The organism is Aminobacterium sp. UBA4987 (genome assembly GCF_002396985.1).
Lineage (GTDB): Bacteria > Synergistota > Synergistia > Synergistales > Aminobacteriaceae > Aminobacterium > Aminobacterium colombiense.
Genome location: NZ_DGZF01000014.1, coordinates 1 through 20,620, shown reverse-complemented (window position 1 = coordinate 20,620; position 20,620 = coordinate 1). Strand labels below are relative to the sequence as shown.

The following is a 20,620-nucleotide window of genomic DNA, read 5'->3' as shown; positions in this document are numbered from 1 at the left end:
CGCCCTTCCCCCTATTGTTTATTGGGGAAATAGCGGTCCCAGGGCAGAATTTTGCCACGGTGCGGTTTCCCCTTCTGCGTGAGGTGAAAAATGGGCCTCTCTCCGCTCACGGCATGCAATGGAAGATGTTGAGCCACCTTTGTCCCATACATAATGGAAAAGCCGGAATGAGCGCCCTTTACGGCATATCCGCAATAGCCCATTGAGAGCAGGGCCAGATGGCTTTCATAGTCTTCTATAGGAACCTCAATATGGTCGTGGGTATAGATGCAGGGAACGTTTTTGAGATTTTTGTGAAGAATGAAGCGTAGATATCCTCCATACTTTTCTTTGAGATCCACAATGTGGAATCCGGATCGAAGAACATTTCTAAGGCTGAAAACGTTAAGAGGAGAAATAGTGCAATGGAGGTGATAGCGTTCGGGATAGAGGATCCCTTCTGCCTTGAGAAAAGTAAAATGCTGAATATAGTTGCCGCGAAAGTTTTTTTCAGTAATGCAAAAATCCATTACCGCCGCATGTTCTTTTTCTGCCAAAGGCAATCGCAGGTCTGCGAGGGCTTCTTCCATATATTTTCCTTCGTAGGAAACAGCGCGCATGGCCACCAGGCGGTTTCCAGAAAAAATTCCAATAACAAACCCTTCTCCTCTTATACTCTCTTCTATTGTGTGAACAGCGCAAAAAATATTTTCATCGCCAATTTCCTGAGCGATTTTTTCATGAAGGGCAAGAGCTAAAGGAGTTTCCCTTTCAGAAAGCAGCCTCATATGGCATAAGATGTTCTTTCGAATTCCTTTTTCTTTTTTGACCAAAAAAAACTCTTCATTCAAAATATGATCCATACAGCCACCTCTTTCTTATAATAAAATGGAAGTAGGAATACTTTGAATCATGGAACGATTATACATGAAAATTATAAAAGTCAAGAAATTTGTGAGGGGCATATGGCTGGAAATTCCTGTCTTAGGATAAAAAAAGGAAAAATAAGGAGCCAAAATTTTTCTGACCATTATTGACAATAAGTACTGGGTGAGTGTAATATGTATTGGTCAACAAAGGTCAAAGTTGGGAGGGATAAAGGATGAAAAAAGCTGTTGGTATTGATCTTGGAACAACCAATTCTGTTATCGCAGTGGTAGAAGGCGGAGTTCCTACTGTTATCGCCAATTCAGAAGGAAGCCGGACAACTCCCTCTGTAGTCGCCTATACCAGAGATGGGGAGCGTTTGGTGGGAGCTATGGCAAAACGGCAGGCTACGTTGAATCCCGATGGAACTCTTTTTTCTGTGAAGCGTTTTATAGGGCGGACTTACGATGAAGTAACATCAGAGATGAAAATAGTTCCCTACAAGGTCAAGGAAGGACCGAACAAGGCGGTACGCTTTGAGGCCTGGGGCAAAGAATATGCTCCAGAGGAGATAAGCGCCCAGGTGCTGAAAAAATTGGTCAGTGACGCGAGTTCGTACCTTGGGGATGCCATTACAGATGTTGTCATTACCATACCGGCATACTTTAACGATGCCCAGCGGCAGGCAACGAAAGACGCGGCATCCATTGCCGGCTTAAATGTGCTCAGAATCATCAATGAACCCACAGCCGCGGCCCTTGCCTACGGCCTTGAAAAACAGAAAGAGCAGAAGATTCTTGTTTTTGATTTGGGCGGCGGAACCTTTGACGTTTCCATCCTCGATATCGGGGAGGGCGTTGTCGAAGTGCTGGCCACTTCCGGTGATACCCACCTCGGCGGTGACGATTTCGATAAAGTTCTCGTGGATTACATCGCAGATGAATTTAGAAAAGAAAATGGCATTGATTTGAGAAAAGATCGTCAGGCCCTTCAGCGGCTTTATGAAGGGGCGGAAAAGGCGAAATGCGAGCTTTCCGGGAGAACGTCTACAGAGATCAGTCTGCCCTTTATTACTGCTGACGCTACTGGACCCAAGCATCTAAGCATGAATCTGACCAGGGCTAAATTAGAGCAGCTTACGGAACCGCTAGTGAAACGATGTCTTAAGCCCATGCAAGATGCTCTTGCCGGAGCCAAAATGTCTGCTTCGGATATCGATGAAGTTGTTCTTGTGGGAGGGGCTACGCGAATGCCCGCTGTACAGGCCATTGTAAAAGAGTTTACAGGGGGAAAGAACCCAAATATGTCTGTTAATCCCGATGAGGTTGTGGCTATGGGAGCAGCTATCCAGGCTGGTATTTTAAAGGGTGAAATGAAAGATGTTCTTCTTCTCGACGTCATACCCCTATCCCTTGGAGTGGAGACCATGGGAGGCGTTATGACAAAGGTCATCGATAAGAATACCACCATCCCTTATAAAAAGACTGAGACCTTCACAACAGCTGAAGACAACCAGCCGGCGGTGGACATTGTCATTCTTCAGGGAGAGCGGGAAATGGCTGCGGATAACAGAGTTCTCGGTAATTTTAAATTAGAGGGCATACGAAGGGCCCCTCGAGGCATTCCTCAAATAGAAGTGACCCTCGATGTCGATGCTAATGGAATTCTGAAAGTTTCGGCACGAGATAGAGATACGGGAAAAGAACAGCAGATTACCATAGCCGGGTCTACCAACCTCGATAAAAAAGAAGTGGAACGGATGGTGCGGGAAGCTCAGGAGCATTCTGCTGAAGACCGTAAAAAAAGGGAAAGGGCTGATGCTAAGAATGAACTGGAAACCCTTACATACAGACTGGAGAAAGAACTGACTGAAAAAGAAAGCATCCTTGAGCCGGCCCAAAGGTCCAGGGCCCGAAGTTTGCTGGAGGAAGGGAAAGATCTGCTCAAAAAACCTGATGCAACAGTCGAGAGCATGAAGGTAAGCATATCTGAACTGCAACAGGTCCTTCAGGTGGTAGCTTCCGCTGAATCGAGCAATCAAAAAGAAGGTCAAGGGAGTGCCAGCCAGTCTGAAGATGTGGTGGACGCTGAATTTACTGATTCAGGCCAGGGGAGCGATAGTTAAGGAAAATAGATATGGTCAGGTAGTCCTCTGTTACAATATGGTATACCTAGCCGATCTTTTCGTAGAAACAGAGAAAGTGGATCGGGGGGAGGGAAGATCTAAATATCTTAGGAGGGACTTTTATGCTCAATCGCGCTATTGATGGGCTGAAACACCATATTGTATCAGCCGTACAGGAATCTATTCGAATCCCCAGCGTTGCGGGGACTCCTGAAGAAAATGCTCCTTTCGGGCGGGAGGTCAGGCGTGCCCTTGACCATACATTGGCCCTGGCAGAAGAGCTTGGCTTCCGCACGAAAAACGTAGATAACGTGGCAGGGTATGCCGAATGGGGAGAAGGGGAAGAAATGGTTGCAGTTCTCGGCCATCTCGATGTGGTACCAGAGGGAAAAGGCTGGACCTGCGATCCTTACAGCGGGGAAATCCATGATGGAAAGATATGGGGGCGGGGGGTTATAGACGACAAAGGCCCTACGTTGGGAGCGCTCTTTGCCCTGAAAGCCATTAAAGATCTTAAAATTCCCTTAAAACGGCGCATTCGCATCATCTTTGGAACCAATGAAGAATCAGGCAGTCAGTGCATGGCTCGCTACGTCAAAACTGAAGATCTGCCAGCAGCCGGATTCACTCCCGATGCAGAGTATCCCATCATCTATGCCGAAAAAGGGGTTTTGACAGTAACGTGCAAAGCTTCTTTCGAAGGGGATGGCCCGGTTGTCATCTCTTCCCTCAATGGCGGGGTGGCTCCTAATGTTGTGGCTGCGTCAAGCCAGGTTATCCTTCGGGCTTCAGCCGAAGAAAGAAGGCGCCTCGCATCCATAGTGGATTCTTGGAATGGACCTGATAGAAGCGGATATAAGATAGTAGAAGACACCGCTGAGGGAACCCTTGTAATAGAAATTCAGGGAGTACCTGCCCATGGAAGCACCCCAGAGCTTGGTGTGAACGCTCTTCTCTGTGTCATTGATATTCTTTCAAAGGTCAATTTGGGAGGCTCCCAGGCTTCTTTTGTACGTTCCCTTAACGGTATCATTGGTTTTGAAACAGATGGAAAATCCCTTGGCGTTACCATGAGAGACCGTATTTCTGGACCGTTGACCGTCTGCCTTGGGACAATGAGCAGCAACGGACCTGAAGTTGAATTTACCTTAAATTTGCGCTATCCCGTAACGAAAAAAGAATCTGATGTTATGCCAATTCTCGAGGAAACCCTCACTAATGCGGGCATAACCATTACGAAGGTGAAACATGCAGCTCCTCTCTATGTAGATCCAGAAACTGAACTGATCAAAACTCTTAAGAGGGTCTATGAAGAACAGACGGGCCTTCAGGCCGATCTTCTTGCTATCGGCGGCGGCACCTATGCAAAATCTATGCCTAATGTAGTGGCTTTTGGCCCCATCTTACCAGGTCAGTCCTATACGATTCACGAAGAGAACGAGTGTTGGGCAATAGAGGATCTGATGAAAAATGTGAAGATAATGGCTCAGGCCATGGTAGCGTTGGCGCGTTAGGCTATGAAGTAAAGGTAGAGGAAACTCCATCTTACGAACTGATAAGGAGGTGCCCCTGATGGAACGAGAAAAATACGTTATTATCGGTGGCGATGCGGCGGGAATGTCAGCGGCAGGGCAGATCCGAAAGTTGCAGCCCAAAGCTGAGATCGTAGCATACGAACGCTCTCCCCATACATCCTATTCAGCATGCGGCATGCCCTATTACATAGCCGGCCTGGTGGAAAAAGAAAACGAACTCATTGTTCGGACACCTGAGGAGTTTATGTCTAAGCAGAACATACGGGCCCTTGTGCTTCATGAAGTGCTTAGTGTGGATATTCAGGATAGAACTGTCAATGTTTTGGATTTGAAAACAGGGGAAGTTTTTGCCGATACCTTTGACCATCTGCTTTTTGCTACAGGATCTGCGCCTATTCGTCCGGCTGTAGAAGGCCTTGATGGAGAGGGAGTTTTTCAGCTGAGCGTTCTGCAAGATGGTATTTTGCTTCATCGATTTATTGAAGAGAGACAGCCTCAGCGTGTAGTAGTGGTTGGGGGAGGCTATATTGGCCTTGAAATGGCCGAAGCCTTTTGTATAAGGCGGATGAAGGTGAGCCTAGTGGATCGTTCGTTCCAGGTCATGAATACCTTCGATATAGATATGGCGGAGCATATAGCTCAGGCCATTCGCCGCGTGGGCACCGAACTCTATCTTGGTGAAACGGTGAAAGCCATTGAAAGGGATAGCGGCCGGGTTAAAGCAGTTGTAACAGACCAGCGCGCCATCCCCGCGGATATGGTTATTCTTGGTCTTGGCGTGCGTCCCAACTCGAAACTTGCCAAGGAGGCAGGCCTTCCTCTTGGCGCAAAGGATTCAATTCTTGTAGATCAGGCCATGGCAACAGAAACAGAAGGTATTTGGGCTGCCGGTGACTGTGCCCAAACATGGCATATGGTAACAAACCGCCCCTTTTGGATCGCTCTTGGATCTGTGGCCAATAAAACGGGCAGGGTCGCGGGCATAAATATGGGAGGGGGGGAGGAACGCTTCCCTGGAGTCATAGGAACAGCAGTGAGCAAGCACTGCGAGCTTGAGGTGGCAAGAACAGGGGTTTCTGAGAAAGAGCTGGAGGACCTCGATTTTAATTACGACACGGTGACTATTAAAAGCAAGACCCAGGCGGGCTATTATCCTGACGCCGGGCAGATCCACGTAAAAATGATTGCGGAAAAGCCGGGAGGACGCATTCTAGGTGCCCAAATCGTGGGAAATCATGGTTCAGCGAAGCGTATTGATGTGGTTGCCGCAGCAATAGCAGCACGAATGACTGTACGTGAGCTTGTAGATCTTGATTTGGGATATGCCCCGCCATTTTCCCTTCCCTTGGATCCAATACAAATAGCTGCCCGCCAGTTGATATGATTAAAAGTTAGGCTATAAGAAAATGGGCCCTCCCATTGAGAAGGACCCATTCTCTTATTTATTCAGGACTGTGAAGAATTAAAAGTTCTATTATCTCATTCCATTGGCAAGCCTCTGGTTGAACATCCAGCGGGATAGCTCCTGACGAAGGTTGAGCATCTTTTCATGGAGTGATAAGGCTTTCTCATGATTTACCTGAGGCTGTGCAAGCTCCAGTCGCAATTCCAAATGGGTTCTTCTCATTTCATCTCGCTTGTTCAGAATATCCTGAGGAATATTCCTCTGATCAAAAGGAAGGTTGCTTGAATTCCTAAATCCCATCCCTGGTTGTGTTCTTCTCATCATGTGATGGCCGAAACTCTGATTTTGAGCACTGCCACAATAGGCCATATGCCCTCCTCCACACCTTCTGCCAGTGCTGTTGCCGCCGTGGGCCCATGCTGAACCTGCAAAGGTTAAAACAAGAACTGCTATGACAATAAGAATGAAACTTTTCTTCATCACTAAACTCCTCCTTAATTAAATGGTATCCATATTTTAAAACCCTGGGGGAGTTTGCATATCGTGAGAAAGGACAGTGAGAATTTCGGCATTTTTACTGAATTTCTATCGCAATTCGTAAGGCCAGGGTGCCCCCTCAAGAAGCGCAATGTTCTCGAAGCCAAGAGCCGTTCCGCTCCCTCTCCTTATACCCAATTGGGTATTATAACTCCATTGCTATGCAAAAGGAAAAATTTGTCTAGAGGAGATTAGAGATCTTCTATTACATGAAATCCTGCGGTTTCAATTTTCTTTTTCTCGCAGACCTGGCGAACAGCTTCTTCTTTATCACAAGGGTAGCTGCAGGCAAGACCGCAGCTAGCAGAAATCTGGCGGGGAACGGGGATAATCTTTACGTCCATTCCCTCTTTTCGACACAGTTTTTCGAACATGAGGGCCATACTGGTGACATGAAAGGTTACAAGACACTTCATAAAAATGTTTCCTCCTCGTGTTTAATGGAATCCTGAAGCTCGCAATCTACTTTCTACACTAAAGCAGATAACGCCATAATATCATGAAAGTATTTTCTTGACGGCATAGATAAATCATGGTAAGAAGAGAGCAACTTTTTATGTGAGGTTGTTGTTTTAATGAAAAATTCTTTAGTTTGCGAATTTTTTTCTTTCTTTTTTGCCTATTGGTACCCATGCGAGGAGGCCCTATAAGCCTGCTGGCGCAGGTACTTCGCGCGCTTCAAGGCCAGGACCTCCGAATGTGGGGTCCTGGCCTTTTTTTATTTAAATAAATTCCTAAAGGAGGAATAGAAATGAACGCGGTAACAGCACTTTTAGTCATAGCAGTTGTTTACTCTATTGGTGATTTTGTAGCTCAAAAAACAAAGGCTATCTGTTCCATGCTTTTTGTTTCCGGCATTATTTTCATGGTAGGGTTCTGGTTTGGCATCCCCGCAACACTCTTTGAAGACGCTGTTATAGTCAAACTGGCTATTGCCCTTATTCCCATGTTGATGATCCATATGGGCACTTTGATGAAACTTCGAGATCTTAAAGAGGAGTGGAAGACCGTCATTATAGCTCTCGGAGCTATCGTTGCCGCCGCGGCTGCCCTCTTTATCATCGGTTCACCCATCATAGGTAAAGAGTATGCTGTCCCTGCCGCAGGCCCTATTTCAGGCGGGGTTGTAGCGACCCTTATTATGAGCGAGGCTGCCAAAGCCAAGGGTCTTGAAACAGTGCTTGTTTTTGTGACATTGCTCCTCGTTCTTCAGAATTTTGTGGGTCTCCCTATCGCTTCTGTCTGCCTTTCCAGAGAAGGCCGGCGTCTTCGTGAAATTTTCAGGAGGGGTGAAGGACTTTTGTCTGATAAAGGGAGCAAGGTCAAAAGCAACCCTGAGGAGCCCACTTGGAGACTTTTTCCTGCCACTCCCAAAGATTTGCAAACGCCTTTTATTCTCATTATGAAGGCCATGCTTGTTGGCTGGCTCGCTGTTATGTGTGCCAAGGCCCTTGGCGGAGTAATAAATCAATTTGTTATGGCCCTTATCTTTGGAATTGTTTTTTACGAAATTGGTTTCCTTGAGCATAAAATTCTTGACAAGGCCAATTCCACAGGCTTGGCCCTTTTCGCCCTTTTAGTGCCTATTTTCATGAGCCTGAACAAAGCAACCCCTCAGATGGTGGCGTCTCTGATTTTCCCCATCGTCGTAGCCTTTGCAGTTTCCGTGGTTGGCATTGTCATTGTCGCCTTTGTCTCATCAAAGATCTTTGGTTACACCTGGGAAATGTGTCTGGCCGTGGGGGTATGCTGTCTTTTTGGCTTCCCCGGAACATTTATTGTTTCTCAGGAAGTGGCCAATGCTGTGGGAGAAACATCAGAGGAAAGGGATTTTATACTCACGGGCATTCTTCCAAAAATGCTTGTATCCGGTTTTACTACAGTGACCATTGCATCTGTCTTCCTTGCGGGATTCCTCGTGAAATTACTTTAGATCAAAGGAGCTATTATTATGAACACAGAAAAAATCCACGCCCTTGCATCTGAAGTTGAGCAGAAAGTTATAGATTTCCGTCATGACTTTCATGCTCATCCAGAGCTGCCATGGAAAGAAGAGGAAACATCAAAAAAGATCGAATCGGTCTTGATAGACCTTGGATATGAAAATATCCGTCGCGGTTTTTATGGAACAGGGTCGGGAGTCATAGCGGATATTACAGGAAAGGAAGATGGCCCGCTCATTGCTATCCGAGCTGACATCGATGCCCTTCCTCTTCAGGAAGCTGTGGATGACCCCTGGAAATCCACCTGTGACGGGGTTATGCATGCCTGCGGACACGATGCCCATGCGGCGATCCTTCTTGGGGTGGCCCATGTTCTCGCTGCCCTTAAAGAAGAACTGCCCGGCCGGGTCCGTCTCGTCTTTCAGCCGGCGGAGGAAGCAGGGGTTAATTCTGGTGCCCCGATGCTCATTAAGGAAGACGCGTTGGCTGGAGTGGATGCAATTTGCGGGCTTCATGTCTGGAGCACCCTTGAGGCGGGAAAGATAGGTTTTCGCAGCGGCCCCATGATGGCCTCTGCCGATATATGGGAGATTGAGGTAAAAGGTCGGGGAGGCCATGGATCGAGGCCCCACGAGGCCATAGACCCCACTATTGCCGCGGCCACCATAATTACGACGATTCAAACTGTAGTGAGCCGTGAAATAGACCCCCTTGAGACAGCAGTTCTTAGCGTTGGAAAGATTGAGTCGGGAACAGCTGCCAACATTATTCCAGAAACAGCCCGTATCCAGGGCAATGTGCGCACTACAAACCCTCAAGTTAGAGAAAGTATGGGGGGGCGGATCAGCCGTATTGCTGAAGGAATTGCCGCTGCCCTTCGATGTGAGGTCAAGGTCGATTTTATACCTATCTATCCTGTCACGGTCAACGATGCGGCCATGGTAGGCCTTCTTAGGGAAACCACAGGTGAACTTCTGGGTGAAAAAGCCCTTGAGGAACTTCCCATTGTCATGGGATCTGAGGATTTCAGCTTCTATCAGCAGAAAGTGCCAGGAGTGCTATTCTTCCTCGGGATGGGCGATCCATCAAAGGGAACGGATGCTCAGCACCATAGCCCCAATTTCCGAACAAACGATAGCGTGTTGACCAATGGAGTGGCCCTCCTTTCGTCTTTGGCCTGGCGTTTTCTTGAAACATTTAATAGATAAGAGAGAAGGCATGAGAAAAATTTCCGATTATAATAGAGTGTGAATATATACATCATGATAAGAAAGAGAATAGAGGTGGGAGAGTATGATGAAATGTCTTCATGAGCCTTTCAGAGGTTGTGAGATAACAGATCTTGATACCCCTTCATTACTTGTGGACCTGGATGTTATGGAGAGAAACATAAACTGGATGCAGCAAAAGGCCCAGAGAGCAGGGGTCAATCTTCGCCCTCACATAAAGACCCATAGAACGCCGGATATAGCAAAAAAGCAGCTGGCTGCCGGCGCTAAAGGTATTACTGTGGCAAAGCTTGGCGAAGGAGAGGTTATGGCGGCAGAAGGAATTGACGATATTTTTATAGCCAATGAGCTTGCGGGCGATATAAAAATGGATCGTCTTCTTGCCCTCGCTCGAAAAACAACCCTCGCTGTAGGTGTTGATCATCCTGATCATGTCAAAATGCTGGCGGAAACCTTCGATGGGGAGTCTCGTCCCATGGAAATAATGATTGATGTGGACACCGGTTATCATCGTACAGGGGTGGGCTCAAAAGAAGAGATTCTTGAGTTGGCGAAACTTATTCGATACCGTGACTCTCTTAAATTGAGAGGTATCTTTACCCACGATGGGAACTGCTATAATGCGACAACCATATCAGAAGTCCGGTCAATTTCCCAAAGCAGCCAAAATATGATGCTTGAGATGGCTGAATTTCTTCGAAAAGAAGGCATAGGGGTTGAGGAGATCAGTATTGGCTCTACGCCATCTCTTCTTGTTTCGGAAATTATGCAGGGAATTACAGAGATCAGACCGGGAACCTACGTGTTTCTGGACGCCGACCAGGCAGGGGTTATAGGAACCTACGAACATTGTGCCCTCTCAGTGCTGGCTACGGTAATCAGCTGCCCGGCTCCTGACCGTATAGTTCTGGACGCTGGAACGAAGGCGCTGACCTTTTATTTTCACCGTGGGAACATAACATCGAGCCCCGGTTTCGGACTGCTGAAAAAGAGCCCCACCGTCTATTTGAAAAGCCTCTCAGAGGAGCACGGCATGTTTACCCCTCCCGAGGACATGGCATTCCGCATCGGTGACAAGGTAGAGATCATACCCAACCACGCGTGTCCCACATGTAATCTGTATCCTGTACTTTACGGCGTGAGGAATGGACAGGTTCAGGAGGAGTATAAGATTCTAGCCAGGGGAATGTCGAAATAGGATTATATACTATATTTTGATCGATACAAGAAACGCCCCATCTTTTCTCCCTGAGAAGAAATGGGGCGTTTTTACATACATTTCTTTGCTGGTCGAGCGCTATGGATGACCCATTTCTTCAATTTGACGCAGCACTTCTTCCCGCAGGCTGTTTAGAGGAATGCCAGTTTCTTTCGAAATTCGTTTGAGGTCTTCATACTCTGGATTGGCGCGAAGCCTTTCGTTCCCCCACCAGGCTTCTTTGATCCGCACCAGGCCAAAAGTAGTTTCCATTGGCGTAATGTGGTGGCGAAGCTTTATCCGGTCTACTTCAGAACGCCGCAGCCCCAGCGTTGTAGTTCCCTTTAAGATAATTTCCGCGGCTTGTTCTTCCTGGGAAAGAGATACAAGGCAGCAAAGGCGAATGGCAGGCCGTCCCTTTTTCATGATAATGGTTTCAAGCCAGACATCCATGGCGCCAATAGAGAAAAGACGTTCCATTACAGGCTCATAGTATTGAGGGTTCATATCGTCAATGTTCGTTTCAAGAAGGATTCCTACATCGCGAATAAAGGGCTCTTCTTTTGATGCTGAAGGGGCATTGTCCTTCTCTTTTGTTTCCTCAAGAAGGGTAACTCGTAAAAAGTTTGGAATATCGCTTTCACGAGACCCTAACCCCCGTCCGCTTCCCATCACCTTGCCTGCCGGCATGGTTCCAAAGTGGGATGCAAGCATCTTCACCAGCAGGGCTCCTGTGGGGGTAACCCGCTCTATGGGAGAGCCTGCTGAATATACGGGCATGCCAATGAGGAGATTTTCAGTGGCGGGAGCTGGAACAGGAAGAACGCCATGAGCGCATCTGATCGTTCCGCTTCCCACATTAAGAGGCGAGCAGATAACAGAGTCAGGTTCGAGCATTTCCATGAGAACAAAGGCACCCACAATATCAACAATGGAATCAACAGCTCCCACCTCATGAAAATGGACCTTCTCCGGAGGAAGGCCATGTACTTTTCCTTCAGCTTCGGCAAGGAGCTTAAAAGCGTCTTTGCTCTTTTGTTTTACGTTATGGGAAAGGCCGCTTTCATCAATAACATCCCACACGTCCATAAGTCCGCGGTGAGGGTGATCCTCCGTACTTGTAACGGTCAGATCGATGCCGGAAAACCCGTTTCGCACGGTGTCCTTTATATGGATCTCATATCCCGCGCCGCTATCATGGTGTACTTCACCATGATGATGGTGCCCCGATGGAATTCGCAAGGTTTTCATCTTTTCAAGAAATTCTTTTCTATCGAGCCCAAGATCTAGAAGGGCTGCGAGGAACATGTTTCCTGAAATACCAGAAAAACAATCCAGGTAAAGAGTTTTCATATGTGCTCCGTCCTTCCTGAAAGATCTTTTTCTTCTATCCACTTTCTTCCCCATTCATATCCCTGCAAATCGAGCATGAGATGGTGAAAGCCTTCTTTCATCCCTATTTCGAGAATTTCCTCTCTTCGCGTTAAAGCCTGTTCCATGAGAGTCTGAGGAACTTGCAGACAGGCTATGGCTCCCAAAACCTTTATCCTCACCTGTGAAAACCCTGCTTTTCTTAAGGCCCATTCAGCTCTGGCGACACGTGAACATTCTGCTGCCGCGAGAGGATGTCCCTCAGGAAAACGGGTGGCAAGACACGCTGTTGCCTGTTCGTCCCACCATGAAATATCCAGTTCTTTGGCAAGAGTTCGCACCTTGTCTTTCGAAAGACCACCCTCCGCAAGGGGGGAATAGATTTGGGGCATTTCTTTCAGTACTTTTGTGCCAAGACGTGTAGCATCTTTGAGGTCATCCGCGTTAGAGCCTTCCAGAACAAGATCGGCCTCTATGCCTTTGGCAAATTCAAGGAGCTCCCGTCCCCGTGCTTTCTTGCAAAATCTACAGCGTTCACTGCTGTTGTTCATAACTTCGTCTACATCCAGCTCGGGGCCAGGGAGAGGGTGAAGGGTAACTCCCAGGCTGTGGCAAAATAGGCCCCCCCGTTCCATCTCCTCTGGGAAATGCAAAAAGGAACGAAACATGGCAGCATGTACATCCTCCGGAGCCATGAGAGACGCCATGATAGCCACCACTACGGCGCTGTCAATTCCTCCAGAGAAAGAAACGACACATCGTCGAGATTGCTTCAGTTTTTTAATAACAGCATCAGGTAAATATTTTTTTAAGATAGTATAGCTCAACTCTCCCACCAACTCTCTTTTAAACATCAATGATTGTATCATTTTCTCTTACTGTGGTTCACCACTTTTCCTATCCGTGGTATTCTAACACCATATAAAAAAGAAAGAAGGGGCCGCCTATGAGAAAACGCCTGGAAGAAATCGCTTTCTCCCGTCTTAAAAACGATAAAGATAATGCTATTCTCTGGTGGGAAGGAAAGTGGTTATCAGGAAGCCATGTGCTGGATGTCGTTGATCAGTGCCGTAAAAACCTGGAGGAAAAAGGTTTTGGCGCTGGGGACCGTCTGGTTCTTTTTCTTCCCAACTCTCCTCTGGTACTCTATCTTTCCCTTGCCGTGTGGCAGCTTGGGGGAACCGTCGTTCCGCTGAACAGTCGTTCGGGAAAAGAAGCCACTATTGCCATGCTCCATCATATTTGTCCATGGGGCGTTATTACTTCTGATGAAAAAGGGGTTGTGGCTGAAGCCCTGTCCCTCTCTTCCTTTCCCTGGACCGTTGCTCCTCTTGAAGGACCTCTCCCGCCCTTTCAAGGCCGTCATGTGGAGAAGGGGGATCCTGAAGTTGCCGTTATTTTTGCTACTTCTGGAACCACGGGGGATCCCAAGGCAGTGCCTCTTACCCATTCAAACCTTTACGATAACACTCTGAAGGTACAGCAGACCATAGAGGGTTTTGAGGAACATCAGACATTGCTGAACGTGCTGCCCAATTTTCACTCTCTGGGATATACGATTTGCGGATTATTGCCCATGCTCTGGGGTCTTCGCGAAGTGATAGTCCCTTCCTTTATGCCCACAAAGAACTTCTTCAGGGCCCTTCGTGATTCAGAAACAAATATCCTTATCGCAGTTCCCACGATGCTGCCCTTCCTCCTCGGGGCTGTGAGTAAGGGAGAGGCTTTGCCTTCCTCTCTCCAGTATATTCTTACCGGGGGGGGAGCCCTGGAACCAGAGCTGGAACAGCGGGTTCGAGATACTTTTAGCGTTATTATCTATCAAGGATACGGCCTTACCGAATGTTCCCCTGTGGTTTCATGTAACCCTAACGACACGATGCGAAAAGAGGGCACGGTGGGACCAGCCCTTCCAGGCTACTCTCTGGATGTTCGGGACGAAGAGGGAAACTCCCTGAAAAAAGGAAAGGAAGGCGTTCTCTGGGTTAAGGGGCCTTCTGTTGCTTCAGGCTACTTAAAAGCCCCTGAATTGACAGCCGAACGATTTTCTAAAGGGTGGTTCAATACTGGAGATATGGTTCGGATCGACGAAGATGGCTTTATTACAATTCTTGACAGGGTCAGCGATATGCTTATTGTTGGCGGGTACAATGTCTTCCCTCAAGAAATAGAGCGAATCCTGAAACGCCACCCCGACGTTATCGAAGCGGCTGTCATTGGCGGCAAACATCCTGTAAGCGGAGAAATTCCGGTGGCATTTGTGGTAAGGGAAGAAGGAAGCGGACTCACGTCTTCTGAACTGGCGAATTTCTGTAAAGATCAGCTTGCCTATTATAAAATTCCCAGAAAGATATGTTTTGTGCGAGAGCTTCCTCTTTCAGGAGTGGGGAAAGTTTTAAGAAGAAAGCTGAGAGAGCAGCAGCTCAGAGAGTTAGAGCAGAATAACCGAGTAATATAAGTTTACTCCATAAACCAAAGAGAGGCGATATTTCCACCGCCTCTCTTTGGCTATGTAAAGATTACGTTTTCGTACTTTTAGATTCTTGCCACGCCTGTCCTTCTAGCTGCTTCGGCCACTGCTTTAGCAACGGAGGGAACAACCCGCGGATCAAGGGGCTCGGGGATGATCCGCTCAGCCGTCAGCTCTTCATCTGATATGAGCGACGCTATTGCTTCACTGGCAGCAAGCTTCATTTCTTCATTTATTGTGCTGGCCCGTACATCGAGTGTTCCTCTGAAAATGCCTGGGAAGCCAAGACAATTGTTTATCTGGTTTGGAAAATCACTTCGTCCTGTAGCGACAACAGCGGCTCCGCCAGCCTGGGCCTCATCAGGGTAAATTTCAGGGGTTGGGTTGGCCATGGCAAAAAGAATAGGGTCCTTGGCCATGGTCTTCACCATTTCTGTGGTCACCACTCCGGGAGCCGAAATGCCAAGGAAGACATCGGCCCCCTTCAGGACCTCGGCAAGGTTTCCCATCTCTTTATTGGGATTTGTCTCTTTTGCAATCTCATCTTTGGCCCAGTTCATATGCTCAGGCCGGCCATTGTAAATAGCGCCGCTCCGGTCGCAGAGTATAACATTCTTTGCTCCGGCAGAGAGCAAAAAGCGGCATATGGCAATGCCAGCGGCACCAGCGCCGCTCATGACGATCTTCACATCTTCGATGTTTTTCTTAACCAGCTTGAAAGAGTTTATGAGGCCTGCAAGAACTATAACCGCCGTTCCATGCTGATCATCATGGAATACGGGAATATCACATACCTCCTTAAGCCGGCGTTCAATTTCGAAGCATCGGGGAGCTGAAATGTCCTCAAGATTTATGCCGCCAAAAGCTGGGGTAATAAGGGCAGTGGTCCGCACGATTTCTTCAGGATCCTGGGATCTGATACAGATTGGAAAAGCGTCTACATTTGCAAAGCGCTTAAAGAGAACGGCTTTGCCTTCCATGACAGGCAGGGCTGCGTCAGGGCCAATATCTCCCAGACCAAGCACGGCAGATCCGTCGGTAACGACAGCCACCATGTTTCCCTTAGAGGTGACATCATAGACAGCGTCAGGGTTTTTCTCTATTTCTCTGCACGGTTCAGCGACGCCTGGAGTATAGGCGATGGCAAGGTCTTCCATACTTTCAACAGGAAGTTTGCTTGTAATGGCAACTTTCCCTTTTGACTGCTGATGGGCTAATAGGGCCTTGGCGAAGATTGCTTCTTTCCGCATGGGAATCCTCCTTTTATTTCGTGGGCTGCTAGGCGAGATAGCGAATTCCCCCGATAGTTTATAATTACCAGCTTATTATTCTACACATCAAATCGCCTTTTCGTCTTCTTTTTCTTTGACGACTTATAAAAAATTATGAGAGAATAAACAAAAGAGAGGTGAGTGGTATGGCAAACAGGTTTTTTCGTTGGGTGGGTATTGTCTGTCTTATCTTTTTATTTGCAACAGCTGCTCTCGCCCAAAGTTCTGTTCAACCCGATGAAATAGAACTCCCAGAATCCCTGAAAAATTCCGGGAAGGAGGTTTCCGCTCCAATCTCAGAGGATGGAGCCTCCCAATCCTTGCCAGAAGGGCTTCGACAAGAAATAACTTATTCAGATCAGGGGACTCCAAGAGAGGTGAGACATAGCTTTCTTCATGTAGAAGGAAACCCTGTGCCGGATACTTTTTCCTATCTGGAATATAAAGATTCTGCCTGGGTCTTTAAGAGCCGAACCGTCCCCTGGGGAGATGATGGATATTGGACTGTCAAAAAGAGAAACACCACAGAGGGGCAAAAAATAATCACAGACGGCATAAAACAGCGGGGCTGGTATAGAGGAAAAGTGCGTTTAAGGGGCACTCCTGAAAATTGGGTCTACGTGGAATGGAAAGATGGGCGGGGCTTTGTGGCTCCTCACCGAATGGAGGCCTTTGCCGGAGAACTTGACCTTCCCTTCCTTCCCAGAAGAAAACAGGCGGAGTGCCGTACCACCTGATAAAAGAAACAGGCCCCGGTTCGGGGCCATGGTAAAATAAAAAAAGAGTGAGTGTTTTAGCTTGTTTCTTCTAAAGACTGTGCGTATACTAGGCAGGTTGAGTTAAAATACTAAGATAAAGCTGTCAAGTAAAGAAGTGGGAGGACGTAATGCGGGCTTTAACATCGAACTTTGCCAAAGGGCTTATCACCCCCTGTCTTAAAATAAAAACAGTTTCTTTCGTGGAAGAAATGAGCTCACAGCGCCAAGCCTTGAGAGCAGGTTCTCCTATGGCAGGTCACAAAAATAAAACAGTAACTGCAACTACAATGACTACCACGTCGACTACTACGTCGACTACTACTACATCAACTGCTATGACATCAGGAGTTTGTACGGAACAATACCATAAAGGGCCTCTTCGGGGGTCCTTTATTTTATTTAATAATTCATAAAAAGGTGATGAAGGAGGAGTGGGTGGTGAAAAATTTTTTGGTCACAGGGTGTCTAGGGCAGATTGGAACGGAACTTGTAAAGAAGCTTCGTTGCCAGTACGGCTCCGACCATGTTGTGGGGTCTGATATTAAAACGACAGGCATAGAAAAGCTTGGTGACGGACCTTTTGAAATTCTTGATGTCCGTGAAAGTGACACCCTTGTACGTATTGTGGAGAAATATAATATTGATACGATTCTTCATCTGGCGGGTCTTCTTTCGGCTGTTGGCGAAGCAAAGCCTCAGCTTGCCTGGCAAATTAATGCTGGCGGGCTTTTTAATACATTAGAAGTAGCGCGAGAAAAACAGTGTGCGGTTTTTTTCCCCAGTTCCATAGCGGCCTTTGGGCCTAATACACCTTTGGACCATACGCCTCAGGATACCATTCAAAGGCCCGCCACCATGTATGGCATTACGAAGGTAACAGGAGAGCTTCTTTGCGATTACTACCATAAAAAATATGGCCTGGATACACGAGGTGTCCGTTTTCCAGGCCTGATATCCTACGAGACAGAACCAGGTGGAGGAACGACTGACTATGCCGTAGAAATTTACTATAAGGCTATTGCCGATGGTCATTATGATTCATTCATTGCCGCGGGCACCTATATGGATATGATGTATATGCCCGATGCTATAGATGCTGTTATCCAGCTTATGGAGGCAGATTCTTCAAAACTGAAACATCGCAACGCCTTCAATATTTCTGCCATGAGCTTTGATCCCGAGGAGTTGGCGGCTTCAATCAGAAAGTACATACCCCATTTCACGTTGGGATATAAAGTGGATCCTGTTCGACAGTCTATTGCCGAGTCCTGGCCAAACTCTCTGGATGTAAGCGCTGCCAGGGAAGAGTGGGGATTTGACCCCAAATATGATCTCGATAAAATGACCGAGGATATGTTGGCCCATCTCAAAGAGACCCTAAAAGTGAAAAAATGTAACAAAAAGTAAAAGAAAAATTATCTAAGAGGGGGAAGAAAAGATGACCATAAAGAAAACCTTTATTACAGAAGAGCTGGACCGGTTGAAAAGGGAAGGCTTGTATACGAATATACCTGTCATAGCAGGCCCTCAGGGAGCATGGGTAGAGATAGAGGGGAAAAAATATCTTTCGTGCTGCTCTAATAACTATCTGGGTTTCTGTAACGACCCCGCTCTTATTGAAGCGGTCAAGAAGTATGTTGATAAATGGGGAGTTGGGCCCGGAGCGGTCCGTACCATTGCGGGAACCCTTGACCTTCACCTGGAACTAGAGAAAAAACTCGCAGAATTTAAGGGTACAGAGGCGGCTATGGTGGTCCAGTCCGGTTTTTGCGCAAACCTGGCAGCCATTCCTCCTCTGGTAAGCAAAGGAGATCTTATCTTTAGTGACGAATTAAACCATGCGTCAATTATCGACGGGTGCCGTTTAAGCCGAGCTGAAATAGTCCGCTTTAAACACGCGGATCCAGAGAATCTTGATGCTCAGCTGGCAAAATATGACAATGTAAACTGTCACAAACTTGTTATCAGCGATGGGGTCTTTTCCATGGACGGCGATATAGCTCCGCTGCCAGCGCTTGTTGAAGTGGCAGAAAAGCATGGAGCTATGATCATGGTGGATGACGCCCATGGAGAAGGTGTCCTTGGCCGAGGCGGCAGAGGAATTGTGGACCACTTCAATCTTCATGGCCGGGTCGATGTAGAAGTTGGCACCCTTTCCAAGGCTTTTGGCGTAGTTGGCGGTTTTGTAGCCGGAGATGCCGAATTGGTAGATTATATTAGGCAAAAAGCTCGTCCCAACCTTTTCAGCAGCGCTATGACCGTTCCTGATATTGGTGCGAACCTGGCTGCCCTTGAAGAGCTTTCAAGAAGTGAAGATCGGGTTAAACGCCTCTGGGAAAACGGACGATACCTCAAAAAGGGACTTAAAGACATGGGCTTCAACATTGGGCATAGCGAAACGCCCATCACACCTGTCATTATTGGGGAAGCTACAGAGGCCAAGAAATTCAGCGCCCGCCTCTTTGAAGAGGGAGTCTTTGCCGGCGCTATTACATTCCCCACAGTGCCTATGGGGACAGCTCGCATTCGAGTGATGGTCTCAGCTGCTCACACAAAGGAAGACCTTAATTTTGCCCTTCAGAAATTCCAGCTTGTTGGAGAGGAAATGAAAATTATCTCATCATCGAGATAGATATAAACGAGGATACACATAGAGTGGAAGGAGAAATGTATATGTTTGAGAAAGCATGGGAAGAATTAGAGAAGACGGATCGGGCCATAGCCGACGTTATAACCCGTGAACGGGAGCGTCAGGAACATGGCATCGAGCTTATAGCCTCAGAGAACTTTGTATCCCCCGCCGTCATGTGCGCCATGGGATCAGTGCTGACCAATAAATACGCGGAAGGCTACCCTGCCCACCGCTACTACGGAGGCTGCCACGTAGTTGATGAAGCCGAGAACCTTGCCCGTGACAGAGCGAAACAGCTTTTTGGCTGCGACCACGTGAACGTCCAGCCTCACTCCGGCTCCCAGGCCAACATGGCAGTCTACTTTACATGCCTTGAGCCCGGCGACACCATTCTGGCCATGAACTTGTCCCACGGCGGCCACCTGACCCATGGCTCCCCGGTGAACTTTTCCGGACAGCTGTACAACATCATTCCTTACGGAGTGAGCAAAGATACAGAGACCATCGACTTTGCCGAAGTTGAACGCCTTGCCCTAGCCCACAGGCCTAAGCTCATCGTCTGCGGCGGCAGCGCCTATCCCCGTGAGATTGATGCGGAGAAATTCCGCGAGATAGCGGACAAGGCAGGCTCTCTGCTGATGTTCGACATTGCGCACATAGCGGGTCTTGTGGCGGCGAAGCTTCACAAAGACCCCATTCCATTCTGCGATTTTGTCACCACCACCACCCATAAGACCCTTCGCGGCCCCCGCGGCGGCATGATCATGTGCCGAGAGGCCTTTGCCAAGGGAGTTGACAAGAGCATCTTCCCCGGCATGCAGGGCGGTCCTCTTATGCACATTATCGCGTCCAAGGCAGTGGCTTTTGAGGAAGCCCTTCAGCCGTCCTTCAAGGAGTACCAGGGCAGAATAGTCAAGAACGCGGCCTCCCTCGCGGAAGCCCTTCTGAAACATGATTTTCATCTTGTTTCCGGTGGAACGGACAACCACCTTATCCTGATCAACCTCACGAGCCGTGGCGTAACGGGTAAGGCCCTTGAGACAGCCCTTGACAAGGCAGGCATCACGGTGAACAAGAACACAGTGCCTTTCGACACCCAGAGCCCCTTTATCACCAGCGGAGTGAGAATCGGCACGCCGGCGGTGACCACCCGCGGCTTTGGTTCCAGCGAGATGGAGCAGATAGCGTCCTGGATGGACGAAGTGGCGAAGAACGTAGAGAACGATAAGGTACTTTCCCGCATCCGCGCCGAGGTCCTTGATCTCTGTGGCAAATATCCCCTCTACGCGGGAATGTAAGC

General features: G+C 47.9%; 18 protein-coding genes. 12 read left to right on the top strand and 6 right to left on the bottom strand.

Features of this window, described 5'->3' with window-relative positions; all coding sequences use genetic code 11:
- Positions 1 to 11: 11 nt before the first annotated feature.
- Positions 12 to 842, bottom strand: coding sequence for a hypothetical protein (locus B2U56_RS09555; RefSeq protein WP_286953630.1), 831 nt, complete (start codon positions 840 to 842; stop codon positions 12 to 14).
- A gap of 239 nt (positions 843 to 1,081) precedes the next feature.
- Between B2U56_RS09555 and dnaK the strand changes: the two genes are divergently transcribed.
- The 3 genes from dnaK (at position 1,082) to B2U56_RS09540 (ending at position 5,890) form a co-directional block, all read left to right on the top strand.
- Entirely contained in the window at positions 1,082 to 2,971 is a 1,890-nt protein-coding gene (dnaK, locus tag B2U56_RS09550; RefSeq protein WP_286953628.1) for a molecular chaperone DnaK, read from the top strand.
- 122 nt (positions 2,972 to 3,093) lie between these two features.
- A complete protein-coding gene (gene pepV / locus B2U56_RS09545) occupies positions 3,094 to 4,485 on the top strand; it encodes a dipeptidase PepV (protein ID WP_286953626.1) in 1,392 nt (463 codons plus the stop codon).
- 58 nt (positions 4,486 to 4,543) lie between these two features.
- Positions 4,544 to 5,890 (top strand): FAD-dependent oxidoreductase, encoded by a 1,347-nt coding sequence (locus B2U56_RS09540; RefSeq protein WP_286953625.1) that lies wholly within the window; start codon positions 4,544 to 4,546, stop codon positions 5,888 to 5,890.
- 90 nt (positions 5,891 to 5,980) lie between these two features.
- On the opposite strand, the gene B2U56_RS09535 is transcribed toward B2U56_RS09540, so the two are convergent.
- Together B2U56_RS09535 and B2U56_RS09530 are read right to left on the bottom strand one after the other, a co-directional pair.
- Positions 5,981 to 6,391 carry a hypothetical protein gene (locus B2U56_RS09535; RefSeq protein ID WP_286953623.1) on the bottom strand — a complete coding sequence of 137 codons (411 nt, stop codon included), beginning with the start codon at positions 6,389 to 6,391 and terminating at the stop codon, positions 5,981 to 5,983.
- Positions 6,392 to 6,639: 248 nt separating this feature from the next.
- Positions 6,640 to 6,864, bottom strand: a complete 225-nt coding sequence (locus B2U56_RS09530) for a DUF3343 domain-containing protein (RefSeq protein WP_013049172.1) — start codon at positions 6,862 to 6,864, stop codon at positions 6,640 to 6,642.
- Positions 6,865 to 7,199: 335 nt separating this feature from the next.
- Between B2U56_RS09530 and B2U56_RS09525 the strand changes: the two genes are divergently transcribed.
- The 3 genes from B2U56_RS09525 (at position 7,200) to B2U56_RS09515 (ending at position 10,818) form a co-directional block, all read left to right on the top strand.
- Complete coding sequence (locus tag B2U56_RS09525; RefSeq protein WP_286953620.1) at positions 7,200 to 8,381, top strand: hypothetical protein; 1,182 nt, start codon at positions 7,200 to 7,202, stop codon at positions 8,379 to 8,381.
- An 18-nt stretch (positions 8,382 to 8,399) separates the two neighbouring features.
- The gene (locus B2U56_RS09520) at positions 8,400 to 9,599 is read left to right on the top strand and encodes a M20 metallopeptidase family protein (protein WP_286953619.1); all 1,200 of its coding nucleotides are present in this window, start codon (positions 8,400 to 8,402) and stop codon (positions 9,597 to 9,599) included.
- 85 nt (positions 9,600 to 9,684) lie between these two features.
- A complete protein-coding gene (locus B2U56_RS09515) occupies positions 9,685 to 10,818 on the top strand; it encodes an alanine racemase (protein WP_286953618.1) in 1,134 nt (377 codons plus the stop codon).
- A 99-nt stretch (positions 10,819 to 10,917) separates the two neighbouring features.
- Here B2U56_RS09515 and larC read toward each other — a convergent pair whose 3' ends face one another.
- The gene (gene larC / locus B2U56_RS09510; protein WP_286953617.1) at positions 10,918 to 12,171 is read right to left on the bottom strand and encodes a nickel pincer cofactor biosynthesis protein LarC; all 1,254 of its coding nucleotides are present in this window, start codon (positions 12,169 to 12,171) and stop codon (positions 10,918 to 10,920) included.
- Complete coding sequence (locus B2U56_RS09505) at positions 12,168 to 13,058, bottom strand: asparagine synthase-related protein (RefSeq protein ID WP_148211360.1); 891 nt, start codon at positions 13,056 to 13,058, stop codon at positions 12,168 to 12,170. Before B2U56_RS09505 ends, larC begins: the two co-directional genes overlap by 4 nt.
- 77 nt (positions 13,059 to 13,135) lie before the next feature.
- On the opposite strand from B2U56_RS09505, the gene B2U56_RS09500 reads away from it, so the two are divergent.
- Entirely contained in the window at positions 13,136 to 14,647 is a 1,512-nt protein-coding gene (locus B2U56_RS09500) for an AMP-binding protein (RefSeq protein WP_273311919.1), read from the top strand.
- Positions 14,648 to 14,724: 77 nt separating this feature from the next.
- Here B2U56_RS09500 and B2U56_RS09495 read toward each other — a convergent pair whose 3' ends face one another.
- On the bottom strand, positions 14,725 to 15,909 hold the full coding sequence (locus B2U56_RS09495; RefSeq protein WP_273311916.1) for an NAD(P)-dependent malic enzyme: 1,185 nt from the start codon (positions 15,907 to 15,909) through the stop codon (positions 14,725 to 14,727).
- A gap of 167 nt (positions 15,910 to 16,076) precedes the next feature.
- Between B2U56_RS09495 and B2U56_RS09490 the strand changes: the two genes are divergently transcribed.
- From B2U56_RS09490 to glyA, 5 genes are all read left to right on the top strand, one after another.
- On the top strand, positions 16,077 to 16,667 hold the full coding sequence (locus B2U56_RS09490) for a hypothetical protein (protein WP_013049164.1): 591 nt from the start codon (positions 16,077 to 16,079) through the stop codon (positions 16,665 to 16,667).
- Between the two features lie 149 nt (positions 16,668 to 16,816).
- Positions 16,817 to 17,101 (top strand): hypothetical protein, encoded by a 285-nt coding sequence (locus B2U56_RS09485; protein ID WP_013049163.1) that lies wholly within the window; start codon positions 16,817 to 16,819, stop codon positions 17,099 to 17,101.
- A gap of 25 nt (positions 17,102 to 17,126) precedes the next feature.
- The gene (locus tag B2U56_RS09480) at positions 17,127 to 18,095 is read left to right on the top strand and encodes an L-threonine 3-dehydrogenase (RefSeq protein ID WP_041459391.1); all 969 of its coding nucleotides are present in this window, start codon (positions 17,127 to 17,129) and stop codon (positions 18,093 to 18,095) included.
- A 31-nt stretch (positions 18,096 to 18,126) separates the two neighbouring features.
- On the top strand, positions 18,127 to 19,320 hold the full coding sequence (locus B2U56_RS09475; RefSeq protein ID WP_013049161.1) for a glycine C-acetyltransferase: 1,194 nt from the start codon (positions 18,127 to 18,129) through the stop codon (positions 19,318 to 19,320).
- Positions 19,321 to 19,361: 41 nt separating this feature from the next.
- Entirely contained in the window at positions 19,362 to 20,618 is a 1,257-nt protein-coding gene (glyA, locus tag B2U56_RS09470; RefSeq protein ID WP_013047610.1) for a serine hydroxymethyltransferase, read from the top strand.
- The last annotated feature ends 2 nt before the right edge of the window (positions 20,619 to 20,620 follow it).